The 23,363-nt window shown below is 74.1% G+C and carries 22 protein-coding genes; 11 read left to right on the forward strand and 11 right to left on the reverse strand.

Annotation, left to right across the window (positions count from 1 at the left end):
• Positions 1-75 precede the first annotated feature (75 nt).
• On the forward strand, positions 76-1,485 hold the full coding sequence (gene gltX, locus O7625_RS29795; RefSeq protein WP_282343271.1) for a glutamate--tRNA ligase: 1,410 nt from the start codon (positions 76-78) through the stop codon (positions 1,483-1,485).
• Between the two features lie 45 nt (positions 1,486-1,530).
• Here gltX and O7625_RS29800 read toward each other — a convergent pair whose 3' ends face one another.
• Positions 1,531-2,133: a copper resistance CopC family protein gene (locus O7625_RS29800; RefSeq protein ID WP_282343273.1), complete on the reverse strand. Its 603-nt coding sequence runs from the start codon at positions 2,131-2,133 to the stop codon at positions 1,531-1,533.
• A 223-nt stretch (positions 2,134-2,356) separates the two neighbouring features.
• Here O7625_RS29800 and O7625_RS29805 point away from each other — a divergent pair, with 223 nt between their 5' ends.
• Positions 2,357-3,016, forward strand: a complete 660-nt coding sequence (locus tag O7625_RS29805; RefSeq protein ID WP_282343275.1) for a hypothetical protein — start codon at positions 2,357-2,359, stop codon at positions 3,014-3,016.
• Positions 3,017-3,069: 53 nt separating this feature from the next.
• Here the strand turns inward: O7625_RS29805 and O7625_RS29810 are convergent, their stop codons facing one another.
• A complete protein-coding gene (locus O7625_RS29810; protein WP_282343277.1) occupies positions 3,070-3,426 on the reverse strand; it encodes a hypothetical protein in 357 nt (118 codons plus the stop codon).
• Positions 3,427-3,529: 103 nt separating this feature from the next.
• Complete coding sequence (locus O7625_RS29815) at positions 3,530-4,069, reverse strand: hypothetical protein (RefSeq protein ID WP_282343279.1); 540 nt, start codon at positions 4,067-4,069, stop codon at positions 3,530-3,532.
• Between the two features lie 190 nt (positions 4,070-4,259).
• Here O7625_RS29815 and O7625_RS29820 point away from each other — a divergent pair, with 190 nt between their 5' ends.
• The 9 genes from O7625_RS29820 to O7625_RS29860 all read left to right on the forward strand — a co-directional run bounded on the left by O7625_RS29820 (position 4,260) and on the right by O7625_RS29860 (position 13,047).
• On the forward strand, positions 4,260-5,456 hold the full coding sequence (locus O7625_RS29820; protein WP_282343281.1) for a histidine kinase: 1,197 nt from the start codon (positions 4,260-4,262) through the stop codon (positions 5,454-5,456).
• The gene (locus O7625_RS29825; protein WP_067313111.1) at positions 5,453-6,139 is read left to right on the forward strand and encodes a response regulator transcription factor; all 687 of its coding nucleotides are present in this window, start codon (positions 5,453-5,455) and stop codon (positions 6,137-6,139) included. Before O7625_RS29820 ends, O7625_RS29825 begins: the two co-directional genes overlap by 4 nt.
• 118 nt (positions 6,140-6,257) lie before the next feature.
• Complete coding sequence (locus tag O7625_RS29830) at positions 6,258-7,337, forward strand: cellulose binding domain-containing protein (protein ID WP_282343283.1); 1,080 nt, start codon at positions 6,258-6,260, stop codon at positions 7,335-7,337.
• A gap of 194 nt (positions 7,338-7,531) precedes the next feature.
• A complete protein-coding gene (locus tag O7625_RS29835) occupies positions 7,532-8,722 on the forward strand; it encodes a helix-turn-helix domain-containing protein (protein ID WP_282347141.1) in 1,191 nt (396 codons plus the stop codon).
• Between the two features lie 134 nt (positions 8,723-8,856).
• Positions 8,857-10,029 (forward strand): acyltransferase domain-containing protein, encoded by a 1,173-nt coding sequence (locus O7625_RS29840; RefSeq protein ID WP_282343284.1) that lies wholly within the window; start codon positions 8,857-8,859, stop codon positions 10,027-10,029.
• Positions 10,026-10,970: a beta-ketoacyl-ACP synthase III gene (locus tag O7625_RS29845; protein ID WP_067313078.1), complete on the forward strand. Its 945-nt coding sequence runs from the start codon at positions 10,026-10,028 to the stop codon at positions 10,968-10,970. The genes O7625_RS29840 and O7625_RS29845 overlap by 4 nt, the downstream gene beginning before the upstream one ends.
• A gap of 75 nt (positions 10,971-11,045) precedes the next feature.
• A complete protein-coding gene (locus O7625_RS29850; protein ID WP_067313076.1) occupies positions 11,046-11,285 on the forward strand; it encodes an acyl carrier protein in 240 nt (79 codons plus the stop codon).
• A 1-nt stretch (position 11,286) separates the two neighbouring features.
• Positions 11,287-12,513: a beta-ketoacyl-ACP synthase II gene (gene fabF / locus O7625_RS29855; protein ID WP_282343287.1), complete on the forward strand. Its 1,227-nt coding sequence runs from the start codon at positions 11,287-11,289 to the stop codon at positions 12,511-12,513.
• 276 nt (positions 12,514-12,789) lie between these two features.
• Positions 12,790-13,047 carry a hypothetical protein gene (locus O7625_RS29860; RefSeq protein WP_282343289.1) on the forward strand — a complete coding sequence of 86 codons (258 nt, stop codon included), beginning with the start codon at positions 12,790-12,792 and terminating at the stop codon, positions 13,045-13,047.
• A 332-nt stretch (positions 13,048-13,379) separates the two neighbouring features.
• Here O7625_RS29860 and O7625_RS29865 read toward each other — a convergent pair whose 3' ends face one another.
• From O7625_RS29865 to O7625_RS29900, 8 genes are all read right to left on the reverse strand, one after another.
• Positions 13,380-14,342: an ROK family protein gene (locus tag O7625_RS29865; RefSeq protein ID WP_282343290.1), complete on the reverse strand. Its 963-nt coding sequence runs from the start codon at positions 14,340-14,342 to the stop codon at positions 13,380-13,382.
• 58 nt (positions 14,343-14,400) lie between these two features.
• Complete coding sequence (locus O7625_RS29870; RefSeq protein ID WP_282343291.1) at positions 14,401-15,852, reverse strand: lyase family protein; 1,452 nt, start codon at positions 15,850-15,852, stop codon at positions 14,401-14,403.
• Between the two features lie 9 nt (positions 15,853-15,861).
• Complete coding sequence (locus O7625_RS29875) at positions 15,862-16,866, reverse strand: amidohydrolase family protein (RefSeq protein WP_282343293.1); 1,005 nt, start codon at positions 16,864-16,866, stop codon at positions 15,862-15,864.
• 2 nt (positions 16,867-16,868) lie between these two features.
• Entirely contained in the window at positions 16,869-17,831 is a 963-nt protein-coding gene (locus O7625_RS29880) for a creatininase family protein (RefSeq protein ID WP_282343294.1), read from the reverse strand.
• Positions 17,828-19,609 (reverse strand): iron ABC transporter permease, encoded by a 1,782-nt coding sequence (locus O7625_RS29885; RefSeq protein WP_282343296.1) that lies wholly within the window; start codon positions 19,607-19,609, stop codon positions 17,828-17,830. Before O7625_RS29885 ends, O7625_RS29880 begins: the two co-directional genes overlap by 4 nt.
• A gap of 115 nt (positions 19,610-19,724) precedes the next feature.
• Positions 19,725-20,798, reverse strand: a complete 1,074-nt coding sequence (locus O7625_RS29890; RefSeq protein WP_282343298.1) for an ABC transporter ATP-binding protein — start codon at positions 20,796-20,798, stop codon at positions 19,725-19,727.
• Between the two features lie 198 nt (positions 20,799-20,996).
• Positions 20,997-22,040 (reverse strand): extracellular solute-binding protein, encoded by a 1,044-nt coding sequence (locus O7625_RS29895; protein ID WP_067314426.1) that lies wholly within the window; start codon positions 22,038-22,040, stop codon positions 20,997-20,999.
• Positions 22,041-22,082: 42 nt separating this feature from the next.
• Positions 22,083-23,246, reverse strand: a complete 1,164-nt coding sequence (locus O7625_RS29900; protein ID WP_282343301.1) for an ROK family protein — start codon at positions 23,244-23,246, stop codon at positions 22,083-22,085.
• Between the last annotated feature and the right edge of the window lie 117 nt (positions 23,247-23,363).

Genomic DNA, 23,363 nt, shown 5'->3' on the forward strand with positions numbered 1-23,363 from the left:
CGGCGACGCGCGCGGGGGCGGCGGCTCCCGGCCCCCTGGCGGAGCCTGGTCGAGCCCGGCCGTAGGCTGGGCGACGTGACGGTACGTGTGCGCTTCGCCCCCTCCCCGACCGGTATGTTCCACGTCGGCGGCGCCCGCTCGGCGCTGCAGAACTGGATCTACGCCAAGCAGCAGGGCGGGGTGTTCGTGCTGCGCGTCGAGGACACCGACGCCGCCCGCAACAGGCCCGAATGGACCGAGGGCATCCTGTCCGCGCTGGACTGGATCGGCATCGCCCGGGGCAGCTACGAAGGCCCCTACTTCCAGTCGTCGTACGCCGGTGAGCACCGCGCCGCCGCCCAGCGGCTGCGCGACGCCGGGCGGGCCTACTACTGCGACTGCACCCGGGAGGCGGTGCAGGCCCGCACCGGCTCGCAGTACCAGGGCTACGACGGCTTCTGCCGGGACCGGGGGCTGGCGGCGGGCGACGGACGGGCGCTGCGTTTCCGTACCCCGGACGAGGGCAGCACGGTGGTGGTCGACCTGATCCGGGGCGAGCCGACCTTCGAGAACAAGCTGATCGAGGACTTCGTCATCGCCCGGGGCGACGGCTCCCCGGTGTTCCTGCTCGCCAACGTCGTGGACGACATGACGATGGGGATCACCCACGTGATCCGGGCCGAGGAGCACCTGCCGAACACCCCCAAGCAGCAGCTCCTCTGGGAGGCGCTGGGGGTCGAGCCGCCGGTCTGGGCACACGTGCCGGTGGTGGTCAACGAGAAGCGGCAGAAGCTCTCCAAGCGCCGCGACAAGGTGGCCCTGGAGGCGTACCGGGACGAGGGCTACCTCGCCGCCGCGATGCGCAACTACCTGATGCTGCTCGGCTGGGCACCCTCCGGCGACCGGGAGATCGTGCCCTGGTCGGTGATCGAGGAGGAGTTCCGGTTGACCGAGGTCAACCCCTCCCCCGCCTTCTTCGACGAGAAGAAGCTGCGCGCGTTCAACGGCGAGTACATCCGGGCGCTGCCGGTCGACGAGTTCGTGGCCGCCTGCCAGCCGTGGCTGACCGGCACCGGCACCATCGCGCCGCCGCCGTGGCAGCCGGCGGAGTTCGACGCCGACGCGTTCGCCGCGGTGGCCCCGCTGGCGCAGACCCGGATCGCGGTGCTCAGCGAGATCGTGCCCAACGTCGACTTCCTCTTCCTCGCCGAGCCGTCGATCGACGAGGCGGCCTGGACGAAGGCGATGAAGGAGGGGGCGGCCGACCTGCTCGACGCGGCCGTCGCCGGCTACGCCGCCCTCGACTCCTGGGACGCGGAGTCACTGAAGTCGACGCTGGAGGCGGTCGGCGCGGAGCGTGGCCTGAAGCTCGGCAAGGCCCAGGCTCCCGTCCGGGTGGCGGTCACCGGCCGTACCGTCGGGCTGCCGCTGTTCGAGTCGCTGGAGGTGCTGGGCCGGGAGCGCACGCTGACCCGACTGCGGGCCGCCCGGCTCCGGCTGGTCTGAGCCCCGCGCCGCCGACCGGTCCGCACCGCCGCCCCGGCCCGCCGGTCAGGGACGGGCGGAACGGCGGCGCAGGAACAGCCCGGTGACGAGCGCGGCGAGCAGCGCCAGGCCGCCGGCCGCCCAGAGCCAGCCCCGGCCGGCGTCGTCGGTGCCGGCGGCAGGGACCGGGTCCGCCGACGACGCGGCGGGTGCCGGGCTGCTGCTCGGCGTCGGGGCGGCACTGGCCGACGGGGTGGCCGACGGGGACGGGGGCACGGCGGCGGTGCCGGTGGTGAGGGTGAACCGCACCTCGCCCTTGACCGGGTGCCCGTCGCTGGAGGGCAGTCGGTACTCGACGATGTAGAGGCCCGCCGCCCCGGGGGTGAACGGCACGCTGACCCGGCTGCCGGAGAAGGCCGGCGCACCACCGGCGGCCGGGATGTTGTCCGGTCCGGTCACTGTGATCTTCGTCCTGGCCGGGTCGAGCTTGGCCAGGAAGCGCAGCTCCACCGTGGTCGGCGCGGTGGCGATCCGGGCACCATTTGCCGGATTGCTGCCGGTCAGCGAGTTGTGCGCGTACGCCGGCGACGCGGACGACAGCGCGACCGCGAGCACCACGCCGACGAGCACTGGCACCGCCCGTACCAGCCGTGCGACCCTGCCCCCCATGAAGCCCTCCGCAAAGGTAAGATCCGCCCACTGATCACGTGGCTGTCTTGTGGTCGTTCGGGGATCGCAGATAGTTCCACTTATTGTTCCCAGAGCTGCATCCGCGCGATGTTCCATGGAGTCTATGAGGTGGGGCCGGCGCTGCCCGGTCGACCACCGTCGTCGACCGATCCGCACGTGACCCGCAGCACAGCCATCCATCGAACGGGGCGAGGAGGCGGCGATGGCCGAGAAGGTGAGGCGGCTGCTCGCAGTGGTCGCCATGGTGGTGACGGTGGTCCTGACCACCGGTCCGGCGGCACAGGCGGCCGACGCGCACCGGGCCGCGCCGAAGACGCCGCCCGCCGGGGTGGACATCACCGGCGTCGGGCTGAGCGCACCGTTGCGGCTGCGGGCGGACACCGCGCCGACCCAGGTGGTCGCGGTCATCGACCAGGTCAGCTGGTTCGGCCGCACCGGTGAGGCCAAGGGGCCCAAGCCGGCGGACCTCGGTCCGAAGTACACGGTCGTCGTGCTCGCCGGGGACGTTCCCAAGCAGACGTACGACCTCTATCCGCTGGCCAAGGGCGGCCCCCGGGCCTACCGCCCGGCCAAGCAGCCCGACCAGCGCAAGACCACCGCCGGGTGGTTCCTCGGGCGGCTCAACATGTCCGAGACGCTGCGGGCCGCCGGGGTGCCGTTGGAACGCCGACTCGACACGGTGACCGGTGGCGTCGGCGGCGGCGAACGGGTGCTCCCGGAGGACGCCCTGAACCCGGGCCGGGACATCGACGACGCGCTCGCCGAACTCCAGCGGCTGCTGCTGCTCAACGTCGGGGTGATGCTGGTGATCACCCTCGGCCTGGCCGGTATCGCCCTGCTGGTCCGCCGCCGCACCCGCTGATCCGTCAGCCGGCGCGGCAGCGGCCGGTCAGCACCAGCGCCGGGGCGGGCCGGTCAGCACCAGCGCTGCGGTGGGCGCTGGAGGCGCTGCGGACGCCGCACCGGACGCACCGGCCCGTGCCGGTGGGCACCGGCCCACCCGGCCAGGTCACTGCGGCAGGCCCGGGTCGGTGCGTCGGGCTGACCCACCGGACCGGGTTCCACCGCCGCCGGTCGGGACACCGGCCCGTCGGCCGGCTCGCTGCTGCGCTGGCGGGGCAGCGCCAGCTCGTCGTCGGCCCGCTCAGCCGCCCGACAGACCTGCTCCGTCGCCAGCCGGCGGTGCGGTCGCGCCGCCCCCGGCTGGTCGTGGTGGCCCGGCCGGCAGGGCTCGCCCTGGGCGCAGCCCTGTTCGGCCTCCCCGTGCGCCATCCCGGTCTCCTCACACTCGCGTCGCGCGCCGGGACGACATCCCGGCGCGGCAGTGCCACCGTACTGGCCGGCACCGACACGCCGTGCAGCGCGTACCCCGGTGTCAGGACTTCGGTCGGCGCGGGAAGATCGTCTCCCAGACCGGGAACGCGACCAGCCAGATCAGCAGCCCGACGGTGAGGTTGCGGATCCAGTTCGCCAGCTCCCGGGTGCGCTCGGCGTCGCCGACGACGACGATCGCGGTGGCCAGCAGGGCGCACGCGACGGCCCAGCCGAGCAGCGCCTTCCCCCACTCCCGCCACTCGTGCCGGGCCCGCGCCCAGCCGTAGCGGGGCGGCTTCACCGGCGGCGGCCCGCCCGCGAACCGGTGGGCGAAGCGCTGGTCCGCCCAGCGGATCAGGGAGTGCCCGAACGCCACCGAGAAGCCGAGGTAGATGGCGGCCAGCCCGTGGGTGGCGTCCGCGGTGGCCCCTCGCCGCAGGTCCACCGCCGCCGCGACCAGCAGCACCAGGTCGACCAGCGGGACGCAGACCAGCAGCGCCGCGCCCACCCGGGGCCGGCGCAGCGGGTACCGGGCGACCAGCCCGGCGACCAGCAGCACCCAGAACCCGACCTCGCAGCCGATGATGACCGCCAGCAGCATGTCCAACCTCCCCCTCGTGCTCTCCAGCGTGCCGGGGCGGGCCGGCCCCCACCTCACCGGCGGGGACGAGTTACGGGTCCATCGTTCGACGGACCGCCGGCCGGCGTACCTCCTTCGACGGACGGCCGGGCGGGCGGTGTCCTGCCCAGGTCGGAGGGGACCGGCCCCGGGGTGTGATGGGATCGGGACCATGCGGATGCCGGGCTGGGCCGGCTCCGGTCGGCCCGGGCGCGACCTGGCGCTGGCCGGAGCGTCCCTCGGCGGCGGCCTGGCGGTCTACGGCGTCGGCCTGCAACCCCAGTTCCCCTGGGCGCCGGACGTGCCGAGGGCGTGCTTCCTGCTGCCGCTGCTGGCGGTGAGCGTGGCCGTCGGGCTGCGCCGGGTGGCGACCCGCACCGGTCTGGCGGTGGGCACCGTGGCGGTGCTGGCCGACGCCGCACTCGGCGTCTCGGTGGGCAGCACCGTGATCTACACCCAGGTGTTGTACGACACCTGCGTGTACGGCCCGTCCCGGGTGCGGCGCTGGCTGCTGCGGGTCACCGTCGGGCTGACCGTCGGCAGCACCGCCCTCGGCCTGCTGGTCTGGGGCTGGCGGGGTGCCGGGTTCGGGGTGCCGTTCGCCCTGCTCGGGGTGCTGCCGGTGGTCACCGGGGTCAGCGTGCGGCAGTACCGCGACCAGGCGGCGGCCGAGCGGACCCGCGCCGAGCAGACCGCCCGGCTGGTCGAGCTGGACCGGCGGCAGGCGGTGCTGGCCGAGCGCGCCCGGATGGCCCGTGAGCTGCACGACGTGGTGGCGAACCACCTCAGCGCGGTGGCCCTGCACGCCACCGCCGTGCTCGCCGCACCCGGGCTGGACCGGCCCCGGGTCGAGGCGGCGCTACGGGTGATCCGGGAGAGCAGCGTGCAGGGGATGACGGAGATGCGGCAGCTCGTCGGGCTGCTGCGGGAGCCGTCCGCCGATCCGGTGCAGGAGGCCACCCGGGTCCGCCTGGCCGAGCTGGACCAGCTGCTGGCCCGGATGGCCGCGGCCGGTCTGCGGGTCCGGACGACGGTCGAGGGCCGACCCCGGCCGCTGCCGGTCGGGGTCGACCTGGCGGCGTACCGGATCGTGCAGGAGTCGTTGACCAACGCGCTGCGCCACGGCCGGGGCACGGCGGAGCTGACCGTGGCGTACCGGCCGACGGAGGTGGTGGTGACGGTGGAGAATCCGGTGCGGTCCGACCGGCCCGGTGCGGGGGGGACGGCCGGTGCGGGGCTGCCGGGCGGCGGCGCGGGGCTGATCGGGATGCGGGAGCGGGCCACCCTGCTCGACGGGGAGTTCACCGGCGGTCTCCGGGACGGGTGCTGGCGGGTCCGGGCGGCGCTGCCCACCGGGGCGTCGGCGTGACCGCCCCGGTGCGGGTGGTGCTGGCCGACGACCAGGACGCGGTGCGGGCCGGGCTGGCGCTGATCCTGGCCGGGGCGCCGGAGATCGAGGTGGTGGGTGAGGCGGCCGACGGGGTGGCGGCGGTCCGGCTCTGCCGGGAGCTGCTCCCCGACGTGGCGGTGCTGGACGTCCGGATGCCCCGGCTGGACGGGGTCTCCGCGACCCGGGAGATCGTCGCCGCCGGTACCGCCGAGGTGCTGGTGCTGACCACCTTCGACCTCGACGAGTACGTCTTCGGCGCGCTGCGGGCGGGGGCGGCCGGCTTCCTGCTCAAGGACACCGACGCGGCCGGGCTGGTGGCGGCGGTGCGCGCGGTGGCCCGGGGCGAGGGGGTGATCGCCCCGACCCTGACCCGGCGGCTGATCTCGGCCTTCGCGGCGACCGCGCCGGGCGTCGGCGACGCGGAGCGGGAGGCGGTGGCCGCGTTGACGCCCCGGGAGCGCGACGTGCTGGCCTGTCTGGGCGTCGGCCTGTCCAACCAGCAGATCGCGGACCGGTTGGCGGTGGCGGAGAGCACCGCCAAGACCCATGTCAGCCGGATTCTGGCCAAGCTGGCGCTGCGCAGCCGGGTGCAGGCGGCGATCCTCGCCCAGGAGTTGGCCCTGCCCGTCCCGGCACCGCGGTCCGATCTCCGTCAACATTGACGTAAATCTATTGACCGCCCTTTCGGCCGGTCGTAGGGTGCGGTGCGGAACGCAACCAGGCCGGCACCTGTCGTCCGACGCCGCCCGGCCGGAGATCCGCCGGATCGGAGGAATGGACATGATCGCTTCCAGGAGGTCCGTCCTGACGGCGTGCGGCATCGTCGCCGCCACCACCGTCGTGGCCCTCGGCATGACCACTGTCGCCGGGGGCGCACCCGCCACGGCCACCACGGTCGGCGGGTGCACCGCCACGGTCCGGGTCGACTCCCAGTGGGGCAGCGGGGCCAACGGCGGCCAGATCACCACCTTCACCGTCGTCAACACCGCGTCGGCGACCGCCCACCGGTGGACGGTCAGCTGGCCGCTCGCCGACGGCCAGCGGATCGTGTCGTCCTGGAACGCCTCGATCGCCGCGACCGGCGGCACCGCGACCGCGACCAACGCGTCGTACAACGGGGTGCTCGCCCCGGGCGCGTCGACCACCTTCGGGGTCCAGCTCGCCGGCCCCACCTCGACGCCGACGCCGAGCTGCACCAACGACGCCGCCCCACCGACCACCGTCAGCCCGCCGAGCGGCGCGGACGTCACCGTGCAGGAGGCCGACAACCAGCGCACCGTCACCCTGTTCGTCGGGCAGACGCTGGGCGTGGCCCTCGCCGCCGACTACCTGCCGCCCACGGTCACCGGCGGCGTGCTCTCCCCCCTCTCGAGCAGCGGCGGCTACCCGACCGGGCAGCCCCTGGCGGCGACGTTCCGCGCGGTGACCCCGGGCACCGCCGACCTGACCACCCGGACCGACCACGCCTGCCGGTACGCCACCCCGCCGTGCGCCCTGCCCGCCGTCCTGTGGACGCTGCACGTCTCGGTCATCGAGTTGCCACCGACCGGCACCGGACAGACCGTCGTGGTCACCGCCCCCGACAACCAGCGGGAGCTCACCCTGCGCGTCGGTGACACCCTGGTGGTGAGCCTGGCCAGCAACTACCTGCCGCCCACCGTCACCCCCGCCGGGGTGGTCGTGGCCCGCGAGGTGACCGGCGGGTACCCGACCGGCCAGCCGCTCGTCGCCAGCTACCTGGCGACCGCCCCGGGGCGGGTCGACGTCGCCACCATCACCGACAACGTCTGCCGGCACGCGCCCACGCCGTGCCCCTCCCCGCAGGTGCGCTGGGTCGTCCACCTCACCGTCACGGCCTGACCCCGCGCCCCGGCCGCCCCCGCTCGTCGCGCGGTGGGCGGCCCCGCGCTCCGGGCCGGCCCGACCGGCCCGGAGCGCAGCTCGTCGCCCGCGCGACCCGGTGCCCCGGGCCGGTTCGTGACCGGTGCACCGGAGCCGGCGTCGAGGCCCTGCTCAGGGCGTGTCAGGCTGGTGCGGTGAACGAACCGGGTGGGATGGAACTGACGGCCACCCTGCGCCGGATCGAACGGGCGGCGGGGGCGCTGGCCACCGCCAGCGTGGCCCGGATGGACGAGAGCCTGCCCTGGTTCCGTGAGCTGCCGGCCGACCAGCGCTCCTGGGTGATGCTGGTGGCACAGGCCGGCGCCCGGTCCCTGGTCGAGTGGCTGGGCTCCGGCGGCGGCACCACGGACAGCACCCAGGAGGTGTCCGACGAGGTGTTCGACGCCGCGCCGCTGGCCCTGGCCCGGTCGATCAGCCTCCAGCAGACGGTGGCGTTGATCAAGGTGACCATCGACGTGGTCGAGGAGCAGGTTTCCCACCTGGCCGCACCCGGCGAGGAGCAGCAGCTCCGCGAGGCGGTGCTGCGCTTCTCCCGGGAGATCGCCTTCGCCGCCGCCCGGGTCTACGCCCGCGCCGCCGAGTCCCGCGGCTCCTGGGACGCCCGGTTGCAGGCGCTGCTGGTCGACGCCCTGCTCCGCGGCGACTCCCCCGACGTGCTGGCCAGCCGGGCCGCTGCGCTGGGCTGGGCGGACGCGCCACCGGTGGCGGTCGCGGTGGGCCGGTCCCCCGGCGGGGAGGTGGCCGCCGTGCTGCACACCGTCTACCGGCACGCCCGCCGGATCGGGGTGGAGGTGATCGGGGGCGTGCACGGCGACCGGCTGGTCATCGTGCTCGGGGGCGCGACCGATCCGGTGACCGCCACCGAGAAGCTGCTTCCCGCGTTCGGTGAGGGGCCGGTGGTGGTCGGTCCGGCCGTACCCAGTCTGGACGAGGCGACGGACTCGGCGCGGGCCGCGCTGGCCGGATACCGGGCGGCCCCGGCCTGGCCCACCGCACCCCGCCCGGTGCCGGCGGCCGACCTGCTGCCCGAGCGGGCGCTGGCCGGGGACGCCGAGGCCCGCCGCCGGCTGCGGCACGACGTGTACGCCACCCTGCTGCGCGCCGGCGGGGAGCTGCTGGAGACGCTGGACGCCTTCTTCGCCGCCGGCGGGACGCTGGAGAGCGCGGCCCGGGCGCTGTTCGTGCATCCGAACACGGTCCGTTACCGTCTGCGACGAATCGCCGAAGTGACCGGCTTCTCCCCGCTGACGCCCCGGGACGCGTTCGCGCTCCAGGTGGCACTCACGGTGGGCCGGCTCGACCCGATCGTCCCGGCCGGCGTGACCGGCCCGGCCCCACGATGACGCCGGGTGACCGATGGACAAGCCCGATAGGAGACGATCCCCGCCGATTTTTGTAGGAAACCTCCAAGACTTCTAGTGTGGTTTGGTGTCAGGCCGCACAGCGCTACCCCGGGGTATCGGGGAGAGTCATAGACGTGCTCGCCGTCCTCTCTCCCGGCCAGGGTTCCCAGAAGCCCGGCTTCCTGACGCCCTGGCTCGACCTGCGCGGTGCCGAGTCACGGCTGCGCTGGTGGTCGGCGTCGGCCGGGGTGGACCTGGTACGGCTCGGCACCGAGGCGGACGCCGACGAGATCCGGGACACCGCCCGCACCCAGCCGCTGCTGGTGGCCTCGGCCCTGCTGGCCGCCGAACAGCTCCCCCTGCACGACGTCGACCTGGTCGCCGGGCACAGCGTCGGGGAGCTGGCCGCCGCCGCGCTGGCCGGGGTGCTCTCCGCCGAGACGGTGATCACCCTCGCCGGGGTACGCGGCCGAGCGATGGCCGACGCCTGTGCCCTGGAGCCGACCGGGATGGTCGCCGTGCTCGGCGGCGACCCGGACGAGGTGCTCGCCGCCCTGGCCACGCACGGCCTGCACCCGGCCAACCGCAACGGCGCCGGCCAGGTGGTCGCCGCCGGGGCGCTCGACGCCCTGGACAAGCTCGCCGCCGAGCCCCCGGCCAAGGCGAAGGTCGTCCGGCTCAAGGTCGCCGGGGCGTTCCACACCCCGTACATGGCGACCGCCGAGCAGGCCCTGGCCGCCGTCGCCGCCGGGATCACCCCGTCGGCCCCGGCCCGGCTGCTCCTGTCCGACCTCGACGGCGCGGTCGTCTCGCGGGGCAGGGAATTCGTCCACCGGCTGGTCCGACAGGTCACCGCACCGGTGCGGTGGGACCTGTGCATGCACACGCTGGCCGAGCTGGGCGTCACCGGCCTGCTCGAACTCCCCCCGGCCGGCACCCTCGCCGGGCTGGCCAAGCGGGAACTCAAGGCCACCGGTGTGCCGGAGATCGTCACCCTGAACACCCCCCGTGACCTGCCCGCCGCCCGCGACCTGATCGCCCGGCACAGCGGCCCGCCCGCCACCCGGCCGGCACCGGCACCGTCCCGCGTGGTCGTCGCCCCCGCCGTCGGCTCGTTCACCCCGGCCGAGGGCCTCGTCGAGGGCGCCCGGCTGAGCACCGGTCAGGTGCTCGGGCAGGTGGCCACCCGGCAGGGGCCGGTCGAGGTGACCGCGCACGACAGCGGCCCGCTCACCGAATGGCTCGCCCACCACGACGACCCGGTCGCGCCGGGCCGACCCATCGCCCGTATCGGAGGCCACGCATGAGCGGCAGTCGGATCGTCGCCCTCGGGCACTACCAGCCGTCCCGGGTGGTGACCAACGACGACATCGCCCAGTTCGTCGACACCAACGACGAGTGGATCAGGGACCGTGTCGGCATCGCCAGCCGGCGGATCGCCGACGGCGAGTCGGTGGCCGACATGGCCACCGCCGCGGCGGACAAGGCCCTGGCCAACTCGGGCCTCACCGCCGCCGACATCGACCTGGTGGTGGTCGCCACCTGCACCTCGATCGACCGCAGCCCCAACGTCGCCTGCCGGGTCGCCGCCAAGCTGGGCATCACCGCGCCCGGGGCGTTCGACCTGAACACCGCGTGCTCCGGCTTCGCCTACGCCCTGGGCACCGTCGACCACGCCATCCGGGCCGGCGCGTCGCGCAACGCGCTGGTCATCGGCGCCGAGAAGCTCTCCGACTTCACCGACTGGACCGACCGTTCCACCTGCATCATCTTCGCCGACGGCGCGGGCGCGGCGGTGGTCACCGCCACCGCCGACGACGAGCCGGCCGGGATCGGACCGGTGGTGTGGGGTTCCGCACCGGACAAGAGCGACGCGGTACGCATCGAGGGCTGGCGGCCGTACATCGCGCAGGAGGGTCAGTCGGTGTTCCGCTGGGCCACCACCGCGCTGGCCCCGCTGGCCCTCCAGGCCTGCGAGCGGGCCGGCGTCGACCCGTCGGAGCTCGCCGCGTTCGTGCCGCACCAGGCCAACTCGCGGATCATCGACGGCATCGCCAAGCGGCTGAACATCCCCCAGGCGATCATCGCCAAGGACATCGTCGAGTCCGGCAACACCTCGGCGGCGAGCGTGCCGCTGGCCCTGTCCAAGCTGGTCGAGCGGCGGGAGGTGCCCTCGGGCGCCCCGGTGCTGCTGTTCGGCTTCGGCGGCGGGCTGACCTACGCCGGCCAGGTCGTCCGCTGCCCCTGAAGACCCGCCCCGGTCGGCGACCGCGGCGCACCGCCATCCGGCGGAGAACAAACCCGATGAGAGGAACCCACCGCAATGACCCGTGACGAGATCACCTCCGGCCTCGCCGAGATCCTCGAAGAGGTCGCCGGGGTGAACCCGGACGACGTGGCCGAGGGGAAGTCCTTCACCGACGACCTCGATGTCGACTCGCTCTCCATGGTGGAGGTCGTGGTCGCCGCCGAGGAGAAGTTCGGCGTCAAGATCCCGGACAACGAGGTACAGAACCTGAAGACCGTCGGGGACGCCGTCAGCTTCATCGAGGCGCAGTCCTGAGATGAGTCACGTCGACGTCGTCGTCACCGGGCTCGGCGCGACCACCCCGCTGGGCGGGGACGTCGCGTCGACCTGGGACGCCATGCTCGCCGGCCGCTCCGGGGTGGGTCCGCTCACCCAGGAGTGGGCCGGCCAGCTCCCGGTCCGGATCGCCGCCCAGCTCGCGGTGGACCCGTCCGAGGTGCTGGACCGGGTCAAGCTACGCCGGCTGGACCGCTCCGAGGCGATCGCGCTGATCGCGGCGCAGCAGGCCTGGGCGGACTCCGGGCTCGCCGACTCCGGGCTGGACCCGGAGCGGCTGGGCGCCAGCGTCGGCTCCGGCATCGGCGGTGCCCTCACCCTGCTCGCCCAGGACGACATCCTGGAGGCGTCCGGCCCGCGCCGGGTCTCCCCGCACACCATTCCGATGCTGATGCCCAACGGCCCCGCCGCCTGGGTGGGGTTGGAGCTGGGCGCGCAGGCCGGGGTGCACTCGGTGGCGAGCGCCTGTGCGACGGGTGCGGAGGCGATCGCGCTCGGCCTGGACATGATCCGCGCCGGCCGGGCCGACGTGGTGGTGGCCGGCGGCACCGAGGCGGTGATCCACCCGCTGCCGATCGCCGGTTTCAGCTCCATGCGGGCCATGTCGACCCGCAACGACGAGCCCGAGCTGGCCTCCCGCCCCTGGGACAAGGGCCGGGACGGCTTCGTCCTCGGTGAGGGCGCCGGCATCCTGGTGCTGGAGCGGGCAGACCACGCCGCCGCCCGCGGCGCCCACGTGTACGCCCGGCTCGCCGGTGCGGGCATCACCTCGGACGGGTACGACATCGTCCAGCCGCACCCGGAGGGGGCCGGCGCGATCCGGGCCATCGCCAAGGCGATCGCCGACGCGGACGTGGCGAAGGCGGACATCGTGCACGTCAACGCGCACGCCACCTCCACCCCGGTGGGCGACCTCGCCGAGATCAAGGCGCTGCACCGGGCGCTCGGCGACCATCCGGTGCTGACCGCCACCAAGTCGATGACCGGGCACCTGCTCGGCGCGGCCGGCGCGCTGGAGTCGATCGCCACCATCCTGACCATCCGCGACGGCGTCATCCCGCCGACGATCAACCTGGACGACCCGGACGACGGTCTGGACATGGACGTGGCCGCGAACAAGGTCCGCCACCTGGACGTGCCCGCCGCGCTGAACAACTCCTTCGGCTTCGGCGGCCACAACGTCGCCCTGGTCTTCACCCGCCCCTGACCGACACCGCCAGCCCACCAGCCCTGCACCCGGACTGGTGGGCTGGCCGGCGTTAGCGCCCCAGGCATGCCTAGGGCCTCGGGCGGGGCACAGCCCTCAGGCGTGCCTCGGGTCCTAGGCGGGCACAAGCCCAGGCGGGGCACAAGCCCAGGCGGGGCACAGCCCTCAGTGGGGCACAGCCCTCGGGCGGGCCTCGGGTCCTAGGCGGGCCTCATGATCAGATTGCTGAAATTGGGACGACACGCCGGGGCGAGTGTTCAGAATCGCAATCTGATCATGGGCAACTCCACCACCCGACCCCATGAAACCGCCCTGGTCCGCTCGGCCACCCCCGCCAACATCGACACCGTGCTCATCGACGGCCGGACCGTGAAGCAGAACCGGACCCTGGTCAGCCACGACACCGCCAAGGTGGTCCGCAACGCAGCGGCGGCCCACGCCATCCATGCCCGGGCCGGGGCGGCGGCCCACGCCATCCGGACCCCGGCCGGTGGGGTGCTCACCCCGACCAGCCCCACCCCACCCACCTTCTGACCCGCCCCGCACCGCCTGTCCGGCCCGCACCGCCTGTCCGGCCCGCACCGCCTGTCCGGCCCGCACCGCGTGTCCGACCTGCATCGCGTGTCCGGCCCGCCCCCCTTTCGCGGGTCGGACACGCGGCCCGACCGGCCCGCCCCACGCGGCCCGACCGGCCCGCCCCACGCGGCCCGACCGGCCCGCCCCACCCGGCCCGACCGGCCCGCCCCACCCGGCCGGACCGGCCCGCCCCACCCGGCCCGACCGGCCCGCCCCACCCGGCCGGACCGGCCCGCCCCACCCGGCCGGACCGGTCCGCCCCACCCGGCCCGGAGGCCCGGGTGGGGCGGTCAGCGGGCTGCCGGCACCGCTTCCCGGGCCAGGGTGACTGCGCCGAGCAGCGCCGCGTCGTCGGCGAACCGGGACAGCACCACGTCGGGACGGTGCGGCAGCACCTCGGCCAGCCGGTCGACCAGCAGCCCCCGGATCAGCGTGCTGCCGGCCACCCCGCCGACCAGCACCACCCGCTGCGGATCCAGCAGCAGGCAGCAGGTGACCAGGTGCCGGGCCAGTTCGTCGACCCGGGCGGTGAGCGCGTCACGGGCCGCACCGGGCAGTTCGGCGGCGGCGGCCAGCCCGGCCGCCTGCCCGGCCACCCCCAGCTCGTCGGCCAACCGGTCCAGCGCCCGGCCGGAGAAGTCCAGCTCCAGCATGGTGCCCGGCCAGGGGCCGCCGGCCACCGCGTACCCGATCTCGCCGGCCGCCCCCCGGTGCCCGGCGAGGACCCGGCCGCCGACGGTGACCGCCGCCGCCACGCCGGTGCCGATCCCCACCACCAGGCCGGGGTCGGCGTCGCGCAGCGCGCCGAGCCGCAGCTCGGCCAGGGCGGCGGCGTTCAGGTCGTTGTCCACCGCCACCCGGGCCACCCCGAGGGCGTCGGACACCGCGTCGGCCAGCCGCAACCGCTCCCAGCCGGGCACGTTGGGGGCCAGGTCGATGCCGTCCGGACGCACCACGCCGGGCGAGGCGACGCCGGCCGCCACGAGCGGCCCACCGGCCCCGGCGACCAGTTCGGCGGCGAGCGCCAGAGCCCGGTCCAACGCCTGCGGGGCACCCCGCTCGGCGTGCGTGGCGATCCGCCGGTGGGCCAGCAACCGGCCGCTCCCGTCGGCCACCCCGACCGCCATCTTGGTGCCACCGAAGTCGATGCCGAGCAGCAGCCCGTCGGTGCGGGTGCCGGCGGCGACACCGGCCAGCCGTACGCTCACCTGCTCCACCGCCCCGTCACCGCCGTGCCCGCCGGTCGCGTCCACGACGCGGTTGCCCCCGGCCCGGCGGCCGGACCGGCACCGGGTCGTCTCCTCGACGCGCTCACCGGCCGGCCACCTCGGCGGCGACCGTGTCCAGCGCCGCGTCGGCGCGGGCCAGCCGGTCGCGGGTCGCGGCGAGGCGGTCGGCGACGCCGGTGAACGCGACCCGCAGGGTGGCGACCTGGGCGCGGACGGCGGCGGCTCCCGGCCCGTCCACCTGCGCCCGGTCCAGCACCAGGTCGGGGTGGACGGCGGCGGCGATCAGGTCGGCGACGGCGTCGTCGGTCAACCGGTCGGTGAGTCCCTCGGCGGCGGCCCGGACCCCGTCGGCGGTCCAGGTGTCCGGCGCACCGGCCCGGACCAGCCGGCCGACCACCGAGTGGGCGGCCCGGAACGGCACCCCGTGCCGGGTCAGCGCGTCGGCCGCGGCGGTGGTCGTGGCCCCGGACGCGACGATCTCCTCCCGGGTGGGCGGGTGCAGCGGTTCCAACTCGGCGAGGAAGCCGCCGACCAGGGCGAAGAACCGGTCCGCCCGGTCGTTGCTGTCCCAGAGCCGGACCTGCACGTCGGTGGTGGCGTTGTTGGAGTCCTCCCACCAGGCGGCCCCGACGTTGTTGAGCACCGAGGCGGCGTCGGCGGCGCTCGCGCCGGCCATCGACACCAGGTGTTCCAGCACCACCGGGTTGCGCTTCTGCGGCATGATGCTGCTGCCCTGGGTGAAGTCGCCGGGGGTGGCCACCCACTGCCAGGTCAGCCAGTCCATCAGGGTGCGGGCCAGCCGGGCGCCGGTGGCCAGGGCCTGCGCGTTGAGGGTGCCCACCCGGACCAGGTGGTCGGCTCCGGCGACCGCCTCGTACGAGTTGGTCACCAGGCCGTCGAAGCCGAGCAGCTCGGCCACCCGGGCCGGGGCGATGTCCAGGTCGGTGCCGGCGAACGCGCAGGACCCCAGCGGGGAGACGTTGAGCTGGTCGATCACGTCGGCGTACGCGGCGGCCTCACCGGCCAGCGCCTCGGCGTAGCCGGCCAGGGCGTGCCCGATGGTGGTGGGCTGGGCCGGCCGGCGGTGGGTGTACCCGGTGATCACCACGTCGGCGTACCGGTCGGCGACGTCCAGCGCGGTCGTTCCGGTGGTCAGCACCCTCTCCAGCACGTCGAGAAGCTGGTCGCGCAGGAGCATCCGGAACACCCCGGCGTCCAGGTCGTTGCGGCTGCGCGCCATCTGCACGTCCAGCTCGGACGCGGGCAGCCCGCACGCCTGCGCGAGGGTCTTCTCCAGCAGGTAGTAGGTGTCCTCGAAGCTGCCGTCGAACGCCGGCGGGGGGCTGCCGTCGGCGCGCAGCGCGGCCAGCCCGCGCAGCAGCCGGGCCCCCCGCTCGGCCGGGATGAGCCCCTGCTCGGTCAGCATCACCACGTGCGCCTGGCTGGCGCGCACCATCGCCGGGTAGAGGTGCCCGACGTGGTGGTCGTAGGTCGGGGCCAGGTGGTGCCGCTGGTAGGTTGTCAGCTCGCTCATGGCGGTTCCTTACTTCCTTCCGGGCCGGGACGCGGCACGGGGGCCGGTTCCCGGGTTCTCGGCTGGTCGGTCGGTCAGGCCCAGCAGCCGTTCGGCGTTACCGGCGAAGATCGCGCGGAGGTGGTCGTCGGGCATCCCCAGCTCGCGGCAGACCCGCAGCTGGTCGTCGAGGTAGCGGGTGACGTAGCCGCGCGGGAACCACGACGAGTCGCTGCCGTACACGATGCGCTGCGGGCCGATCGTCTCGTAGCAGCGGCGGAACAGGTCCTCCAACGTCAGCTTGTACGGCATCCAGCGCACCCACTGGTTGGAGCCGGAGGTGTCGACGTGGATGTTGGGGCAGCCCCAGGCGGCGAAGAGGAGGTCCTGCACGTGCTGGACGCCGAAGTGCGGCACCACCACGGTCAGCTCGGGGAAGCGGCGGGCCATCCGGGCCAGCTCGTCGGGGCCGCCGTACCGGCCGAAGGAGAGGCCCCCGGCGCTGCCGTAGTGGCCGATGTGGATCAGCACCGGCACGCCGAGGCGCTGCGCGGTGGCCCAGAGCGGGTCCAGGTCGGCGTGGTCCAGCGGGCCGCGCAGCAGCGGGGCGAACAGCTTCAACCCGCGCAGGCCCCGTTCGGTCACCGCACGTTCCAGCTCGGCGGCGGCCCCCGGCGAGTACGGGTCGTGGTGGGCGAAGCCGAGCAGCAGGTCCGGGTGCCGGTCGACCACGTCCGCGACGGTGTCGTTGCCGCCGCCGGTGACGAAGACGGCCCGGCGTACCCGTACCGCACGCAGCTCGTCGGCCCACCGGTCCGCCTCGTCCTGCCAGCGGGCGGCGGGTGGTTCGGGGTCGGGGAAGCTCCACGCCTGCCGCCACGCCTTCGCGTACGGGGCGGAGCCGGCGGCCCGGACGGCCCGCTCGTGCTCCCCGCCCGGGTGCATCCCGGCGGCGTCCTCGCAGGCGTGGATGGTCTCGTCGGTGCCGATCCGGAAGTGCAGGTGGAAGTCGACGATGTCGAGTCCCCGGTCCACGCTCACGCTCCTCCCCCGTCCGACACGTCGGCCGACGTGTCGGGTAGCGGGTCGGCGGTGGGTGGGGCGGGCGGCGGGGCGGCCACCCAGGCGGCGACGATCTCCCGCAGTCGCGCGCCGGCCGTGGCGCGGACCTGCCGACCGGCCGCATCGGAGGCCAGCGAGATGTGCCCGGACCAGCCCTGCCACGGGTCGGGCCGGGACTCGACCAGCACGTACGGGTGGCCGACCGGCAGCTTCGGCTTCGGCGGCAGGTCGGTCACCGCGTCGAGCCGGACCGCGCCGGGGTCGAACCCGAGCACCCCGGAGGTCTCGTACGCGCCCCCGTGCCCCCGGGCGGTCAGCGGCCCGTACAGCTCGGTGGTCTCCGCCGGGGTGACCAGCTGGAACCAGTTGACCAGCAGCAGGCTGGCGGTACGCCGGCCGGAGACCCACTCCATCGCGGCCCGCACGGTGGACATGTTGGCGTCGTGGCCGTTGACGATCAGCAGCCGGGGGAAACCGGCGGCGACGATCCCCTCGATCACGTCGGCGAGGTAGCCGACGGCGATCTCCGGCCGGATCGACACCGTCCCCGGCCAGGGCCGGGTCTGCCCCGGGCAGGCCGCGTACGGCACCGCCGGAAAGAGCACCCCCCGCGGCCCGACCGCGCCGGACCCGCCACCGGCCTCGGCGGCCGGAACGGACGCGCCGCCGGCCTCGGCGGCCGGAACGGACGCGCCGCCGGCCTCCGCGGCCGAACCACCTGCGCCACCGGCCTCGGCGGCCAGGCCACCTGCACCGCCGGCTTCGGCGGCGAAGCCCTCGGCGAGGATCAGGTCGGTGCCGAGCGGCAGGTGCGGGCCGTGCCACTCGACGGCGCCGACGGGCAGCACCGCGTAGTCGGCCGCCGCCGCGACGGCGGCCAGCTCGCCGCCGGGGATCCGGGTGGCGGGCAGCAGCCCGCCCCCGGTCGGCCAGGTCACGCCGTCCACTTCGCCGCCTCCCGGGTGGCCCGGCCGCCGTTCTGCAGACGACCGGAGAACACCATCACCATGAAGATCAACACCACCTGGAGCATGCCGTACGCGGCGGCGGTGCCGACCTCGAACGAGTACATCCGGTTGTTGATCTCGACCGAGATGGGTGCCGTCTCCGAGGTGTAGATCAGCACCGAGGCGACGAACTCGCCCACCCCGTTGACGAACGCGAGCAGCGCGCCGGCCAGCACACCGGGCAGCATCAGCCGCAGGGTGACCGTGCCGAACGCCCGCCACCAGGGGGCGCCGAGGTTACGGGCCGCCTCCTCCAGCGACGGGTCGATCTGGGCCAGCGTCGCCGAACTCGACCGGAACACCAGCGGCAGGAACCGCACGAAGTACGCCAGCGGCATGATCCAGAAGGTGCCGATCAGCACCTGGCCGAAGCTGAACGCGTTGCCGGTGCTGAACGCCGAGATCAGGTTGATCGCCACCACCGTGCCGGGCAGCGCCCAGGCCAGCATGACCGCCACGTCGAGCAGCCCCCGGCCGCGGAAGTCCAGCCGGCGCACCGCGTACGCGATCAGCACGCCGACCACCACGCAGCCGACCGTGGCGAGCAGGCTCATCTGCAACGAGTTGAGGATCGGACGGTACGCCCCCGGGTCCGAGAAGATCGTGACGAAGTTCTGCATCGTGTACTCCGCCGGGATCACCTCGGTGGTCCACGAGCCGTCCCGGGAGAAGGCCACCAGGGCGATCGTCGCCACCGGGGCGAGCAGCACCATGGTGGCCAGCACCGACGCGACCAGGGCCAACCACTTGCCGAACGGGTTGGTGATCTCCCGGCGGTGTGAGGCGACACCCTTGGACTGGGAGCGGTAGCTGCGCCGCCCCTCGTACCAGCGCATGCCGAGCAGGAACAGCACCGAGGACACCGCCAGCACCGACGCGTAGGTCGAGGCCATCGGCAGGTCGCCGTTGGTGCGGTTGATGTAGATCTGCATGGTCATCGTCCGGTCCACCCCGAACAGCAACGGCGCGGTGTACGACGCCAGCGACGTCATGAAGACCAGCAGCGACGCCGAGACCAGCGCCGGGGTGAGCATCGGCAGCAGCACGGTGCGCCACACCCGGACCCGGCTCGCGCCCAGGTTGTAGGCCGCCTCCTCCACCGACGGGTCCATCCCGACCAGGGCGGCGGACGCGGCGAGGTAGAAGAACGGGTACATGGTGAAGGTGTGCACCACCAGCACCCCGGCGATACCAGTGAACGGCAGCACCGGGTTCTCGGTGCCCAGCAGCTGTTGCAGCCCGCGCGGCAGGATGCCGGTCTCGCTGTAGAGCAGCTGGAACGAGATCGCCCCGATCAGCGGCGGCAGCGCCGCCGGCACCAGGATGATCGCCTCGATCAGCCGCCGCCCGGGGAACGAGAAGCGCTTGAGCAGGAACGCCATCGCCACCCCGACGATCCCGCAGAGCAGCACGCTGGCCGCCGAGATCATCAGCGAGGTGAGCAGCGCCGACCGGGCCACCCCGGTGCCGGTGACGAACTCGGTGTAGTTGGCCACCCCGTCCACCCCGACGCTCTCGGCGAAGGTGGCGAACATCGGCTGCACCACGTAGCCGAACAGGATCAGCGCCAGCGGAAAGACCAGCAGGTACGGGAACCAGGGCGAGTTGGCGTTGAGGCCGCGCCGGGGCCGGTCGGCCTTCGGCGGGGCGGGGTCCTGGGTGACCGGCGGCACGGTGGCCGGGCTCGGCGTAGCAGGAATGGTGCTCACGGCGTCACCTCGGTTCGCGACTGCGGGGCTCGCAACACCGCCTCACTCCTCGCGCTCACCAGTGTCACCTCGGTTCGCGACTGCGGGGCTCGCAACACCGGCTCACTCCTCGCGCTCACGGGCGCACCACCCACATCCGTTCCCGGTTCAGCCGCAGCCCTACCTGGTCGCCGATGGTGATCCCGGTCGGCACGTCGATGGCGGCGACCTGCACCGGCTCGCCGGCCACCTCGACGACCAGGTTGGTGGCCATCCCGGTGAACTCCAGCTCGGTCACCCGGCCGGTGAGCGCGCCGGGCTCGGTGACCGAGGTGAGGCCGAGGTGCTCGGGGCGTACCGAGACCAGGGCGGTGTCCCCGGCGCGCAGGCCGTGGTCGGCGGGGGCGGTGACGGCGGTCTCGCTGCCGTCGGGCAGCCCCACCGTGACCGTCTCGGCGGTGGCGGCGACCACCGGCAGGTCGAGCACGTTGCTGCGGCCGATGAACCGGGCCACGAAGGCGGTCGCCGGCCGGTGGTAGATCTCCTGCGGGGCGCCGATCTGCCGGACCCGGCCGGACTCCATGACGGCGATCCGGTCGGACATCGCCATCGCCTCGGCCTGGTCGTGGGTGACGTAGATGGCGGTGGTGCCGGCCTCCTGCTGGATCCGCCGGATCTCCACCCGGGTCTCCTCGCGCAGCTTGGCGTCGAGGTTGGACAGCGGCTCGTCGAGCAGCAGGGTCCGCGGCCGGATGACCAGGGCGCGGGCCAGCGCCACCCGCTGCTGCTGGCCGCCGGAGAGCTGGTCGATCCGGCGGTCGCCGTAGCCGGCGAGGTGCACCTGGCCGAGGGCCTCCTCGATCCGCCGGGCGGACTCGGCCCGCCCCACCTTGCGGATCTTCAGCCCGTACGCGACGTTCTGCGCGACGGACATGTGCGGGAAGAGGGCGTAGTTCTGGAACACCATGCCGGTGTCGCGCTTGTTCGGCGGCCGGTGGGTGACGTCCTCCGCGCCGAACCGGATCCGCCCCGAGGTGGGGAAGTAGAACCCGGCCACCATCCGCAGGGTGGTGGTCTTGCCGCAGCCGCTCGGGCCGAGCAGGGTGAAGAACTCCCCGGCAGCGATGCTGATGTCGACGTCGTCGACGGCAGCGGTGTCGCCGGCACGCGCGAAGCGCTTGCTCACCGACTCCAGCGTGACATCGATCATGATGTCCTCTCCTTCATGCGGTACCGGCCTGGCCGGGCGGGCGGTGGTACGGGGACGGACCGGTGGGGCACGGGGTACGGGTCGCGGGACGCCGTCGGACCGTCGCCGCAGGGACCGGGGCGGGTCGCGGTCGGGCCGCCGCGGCGTGGGCGGGCGGCGGTGCCGGGGACGCGCGTCGCGCCCCCGGCACCCGCGCCGTCAGCCCTTGTTCTTGATCTGGCTGTTCCAGTGGTTGATCCACTCGGTCTCGTTCTTGCCGATGATGTCCCAGTTGACGTCGAGCGGCTTGAGGTTGAGCTGGGCCAGCCACTCCGGCTGCTGGGCGATCTCCACGGCCGGGATCTGGTAGTAGTCCTTGGCCAGGTCGGCGCGGAGCGTGTCGTCGAAGAGGAACTCGATGAACTTCTGCGCGCCGGTGCTGTTGCCGCCCTTGACCGCGGCCAGCCCGTCGACCAGCACCGGGGCGCCGGAGGCCGGCATCACGTAGCCGAACGGCATGTTGGACTGGTTGGCCTGGAGCAGGATGTCCTGGAGGTTCCAGGCGCTCAGGGTGCCCTGCTGGCGGGAGAGCTTGAGGTAGAGGTCGGCCGGGTTGGCCGCGTACGCGCCGGTGTTGGCGTCGAGCTTCTTGAGCCAGTCGTAGCCGGGCTGCGGGTTGCTGCCGTCCGGCGACTGCCGCATGATCATCGCGGCGTAGATCGACCGCATGGTGCCCGAGGCGGCCACGTCCCGGATGACGATCTTGTCCTTCCACTCCGGCTTCAGCAGGTCGTCCCAGTCCTTCGGGGCCTGCTCCGGGGTGAGCGCCTTGTTGTTGTACATGATGACCTCGGGCAGCAGGATCTCTCCGAACCAGCGGCCCTCGGCGTCCTTGTACTTGGCGTCCATCTTGCCGGCGAACGCGGGCTGCCAGGCGGTGAGCAGGTCCTCGCCGGCACCGGCGGCCAGCCCCTGCTGGGTGCCGCCCCACCAGACGTCGGCCTGCGGGTTGGCCTTCTCGGCCCGGACCCGCTCCAGGATCTCCTGGGCGCCCAGGTTGAGGATCTCCACCTTCCCCTTGTACTCGGGGTACTTGGCGGTGAACTTGTCCACGACGAAGGTGGAGACCTTCTTGTCGCGGGCGGTGTAGATCGTCAGCTTCTCCGTCTCACCGGCGGCGGTGTCGTCCGAGCCGCCGCCGCAGGCGGTGCCGGCGGCGAGGACGGTGGCGAGCGCTCCGGCGAGCAGAAGTCGACGTCTCATGGGGTACCTCCGAGGGGTTGGGGAGAAGTGAGGCAGGGCAGGTCAGGGGGTCGGTAACAGGGTGGGCAGCCCGGCGGCGGCGGCCGAGAGGGCGTAGCTGATTGCGCCGTGCAGCACCGCGCGGTCGCCGAGCACGGCCCGGCGCACCTCGGTGGTGCTGGGCGCGGCGGCGGTGACCAGGCCCTGGAGCCGGTCGACGGCGGTGTCGTCGAGGTCGGCGGCGGCACCGCTGAGCAGCACCCGACCCGGGTCGATCACGCAGACGCAGGAGACGATCAGCCGGGACCAGGCGTGCAGCAGGTCGTCGAGGTAGCCGGCGGCGCGCGGATCGGCGGCGGCCAGCTCGACCAGCGCGCGTACCGGCGAGTCGGGACGGCGGCCGGGGGCCAGCGCGACCACCCGTTCGGCGATCGCGTTCTCCGACCAGCGCGCCTCGAACGGGCCGATCCCGTCGTGCCCCCGGTCGGCCGGGTCCAGCGGCAGGAAACCGACCTCGCCGGCCGCGCCCCGGGCGCCGCGGCGGACCTGACCGTCGAGCACCAGGCCCGCGCCGATGCCGTCGGCGACGTGGAGCAGCAGCAGGTCGGCGACGTCGGTGCCGGCACCCGCGGCGTGCTCGCCGGCCGCCATCAGGTTGACGTCGTTGTCCACCACCACCGGGACGCCCAGGGTCCGCTGGACCGACTCCCCTATCGGGCGGCCCTCGACCAGGCCGACCGAGGGGGCGAGCCGGACCGCGCCGCCGGAGATGACGCCGGGCGCGGCGATGGCCACCCCGCGCAGCGCGGGCAGCCCGTCGCCGGCCAGTTCGGGCACCGACCGGCAGATGGTGTCGACGATGTCGCCGGTCAGCCGGACCGCGCGGTGGGCGACCACCGCACCGTCGCTGTCGGCGATCTCGCAGCTGATCCGGGACGGCTCCAGCGAGACGGCGGCGACCAGTTCGGCCCGGGGGTTGAACTCCAGCATGGCCCGGGGCCGACCGGCCCGGGACGCGCCCGGCCCGCGCTCGATCAGGTAGCCCTCGGCGATCAGATCGCGTACCAGCGGGGTGAGGGTGGCGGGGCTCAGGCCGGTGAGCTCGGTCAACTCGGCCCGGGAGAGCACCCGGACCTGGCGGGCCATGGAGATCACGGAAAGCCGCTTGATCTCCTTGGACCGCTCCCGGCTCACCGGGCTCGTCGGTGGCGTCACCACGTCTGTCACACTTCCTTCCTACGGCGAACGAATTAAAGAGTCAAGTAACAAGTGCGTCTCGGGCCGCCCACCGTGAGGCACCGGAGCAGCAGGAACGTCACCAACAGCGGGCGGTGGGCCGGGACG

Origin of the sequence: Micromonospora sp. WMMD714 (assembly GCF_029581315.1) — a bacterium.
Taxonomy (GTDB): domain Bacteria; phylum Actinomycetota; class Actinomycetes; order Mycobacteriales; family Micromonosporaceae; genus Micromonospora; species Micromonospora rifamycinica.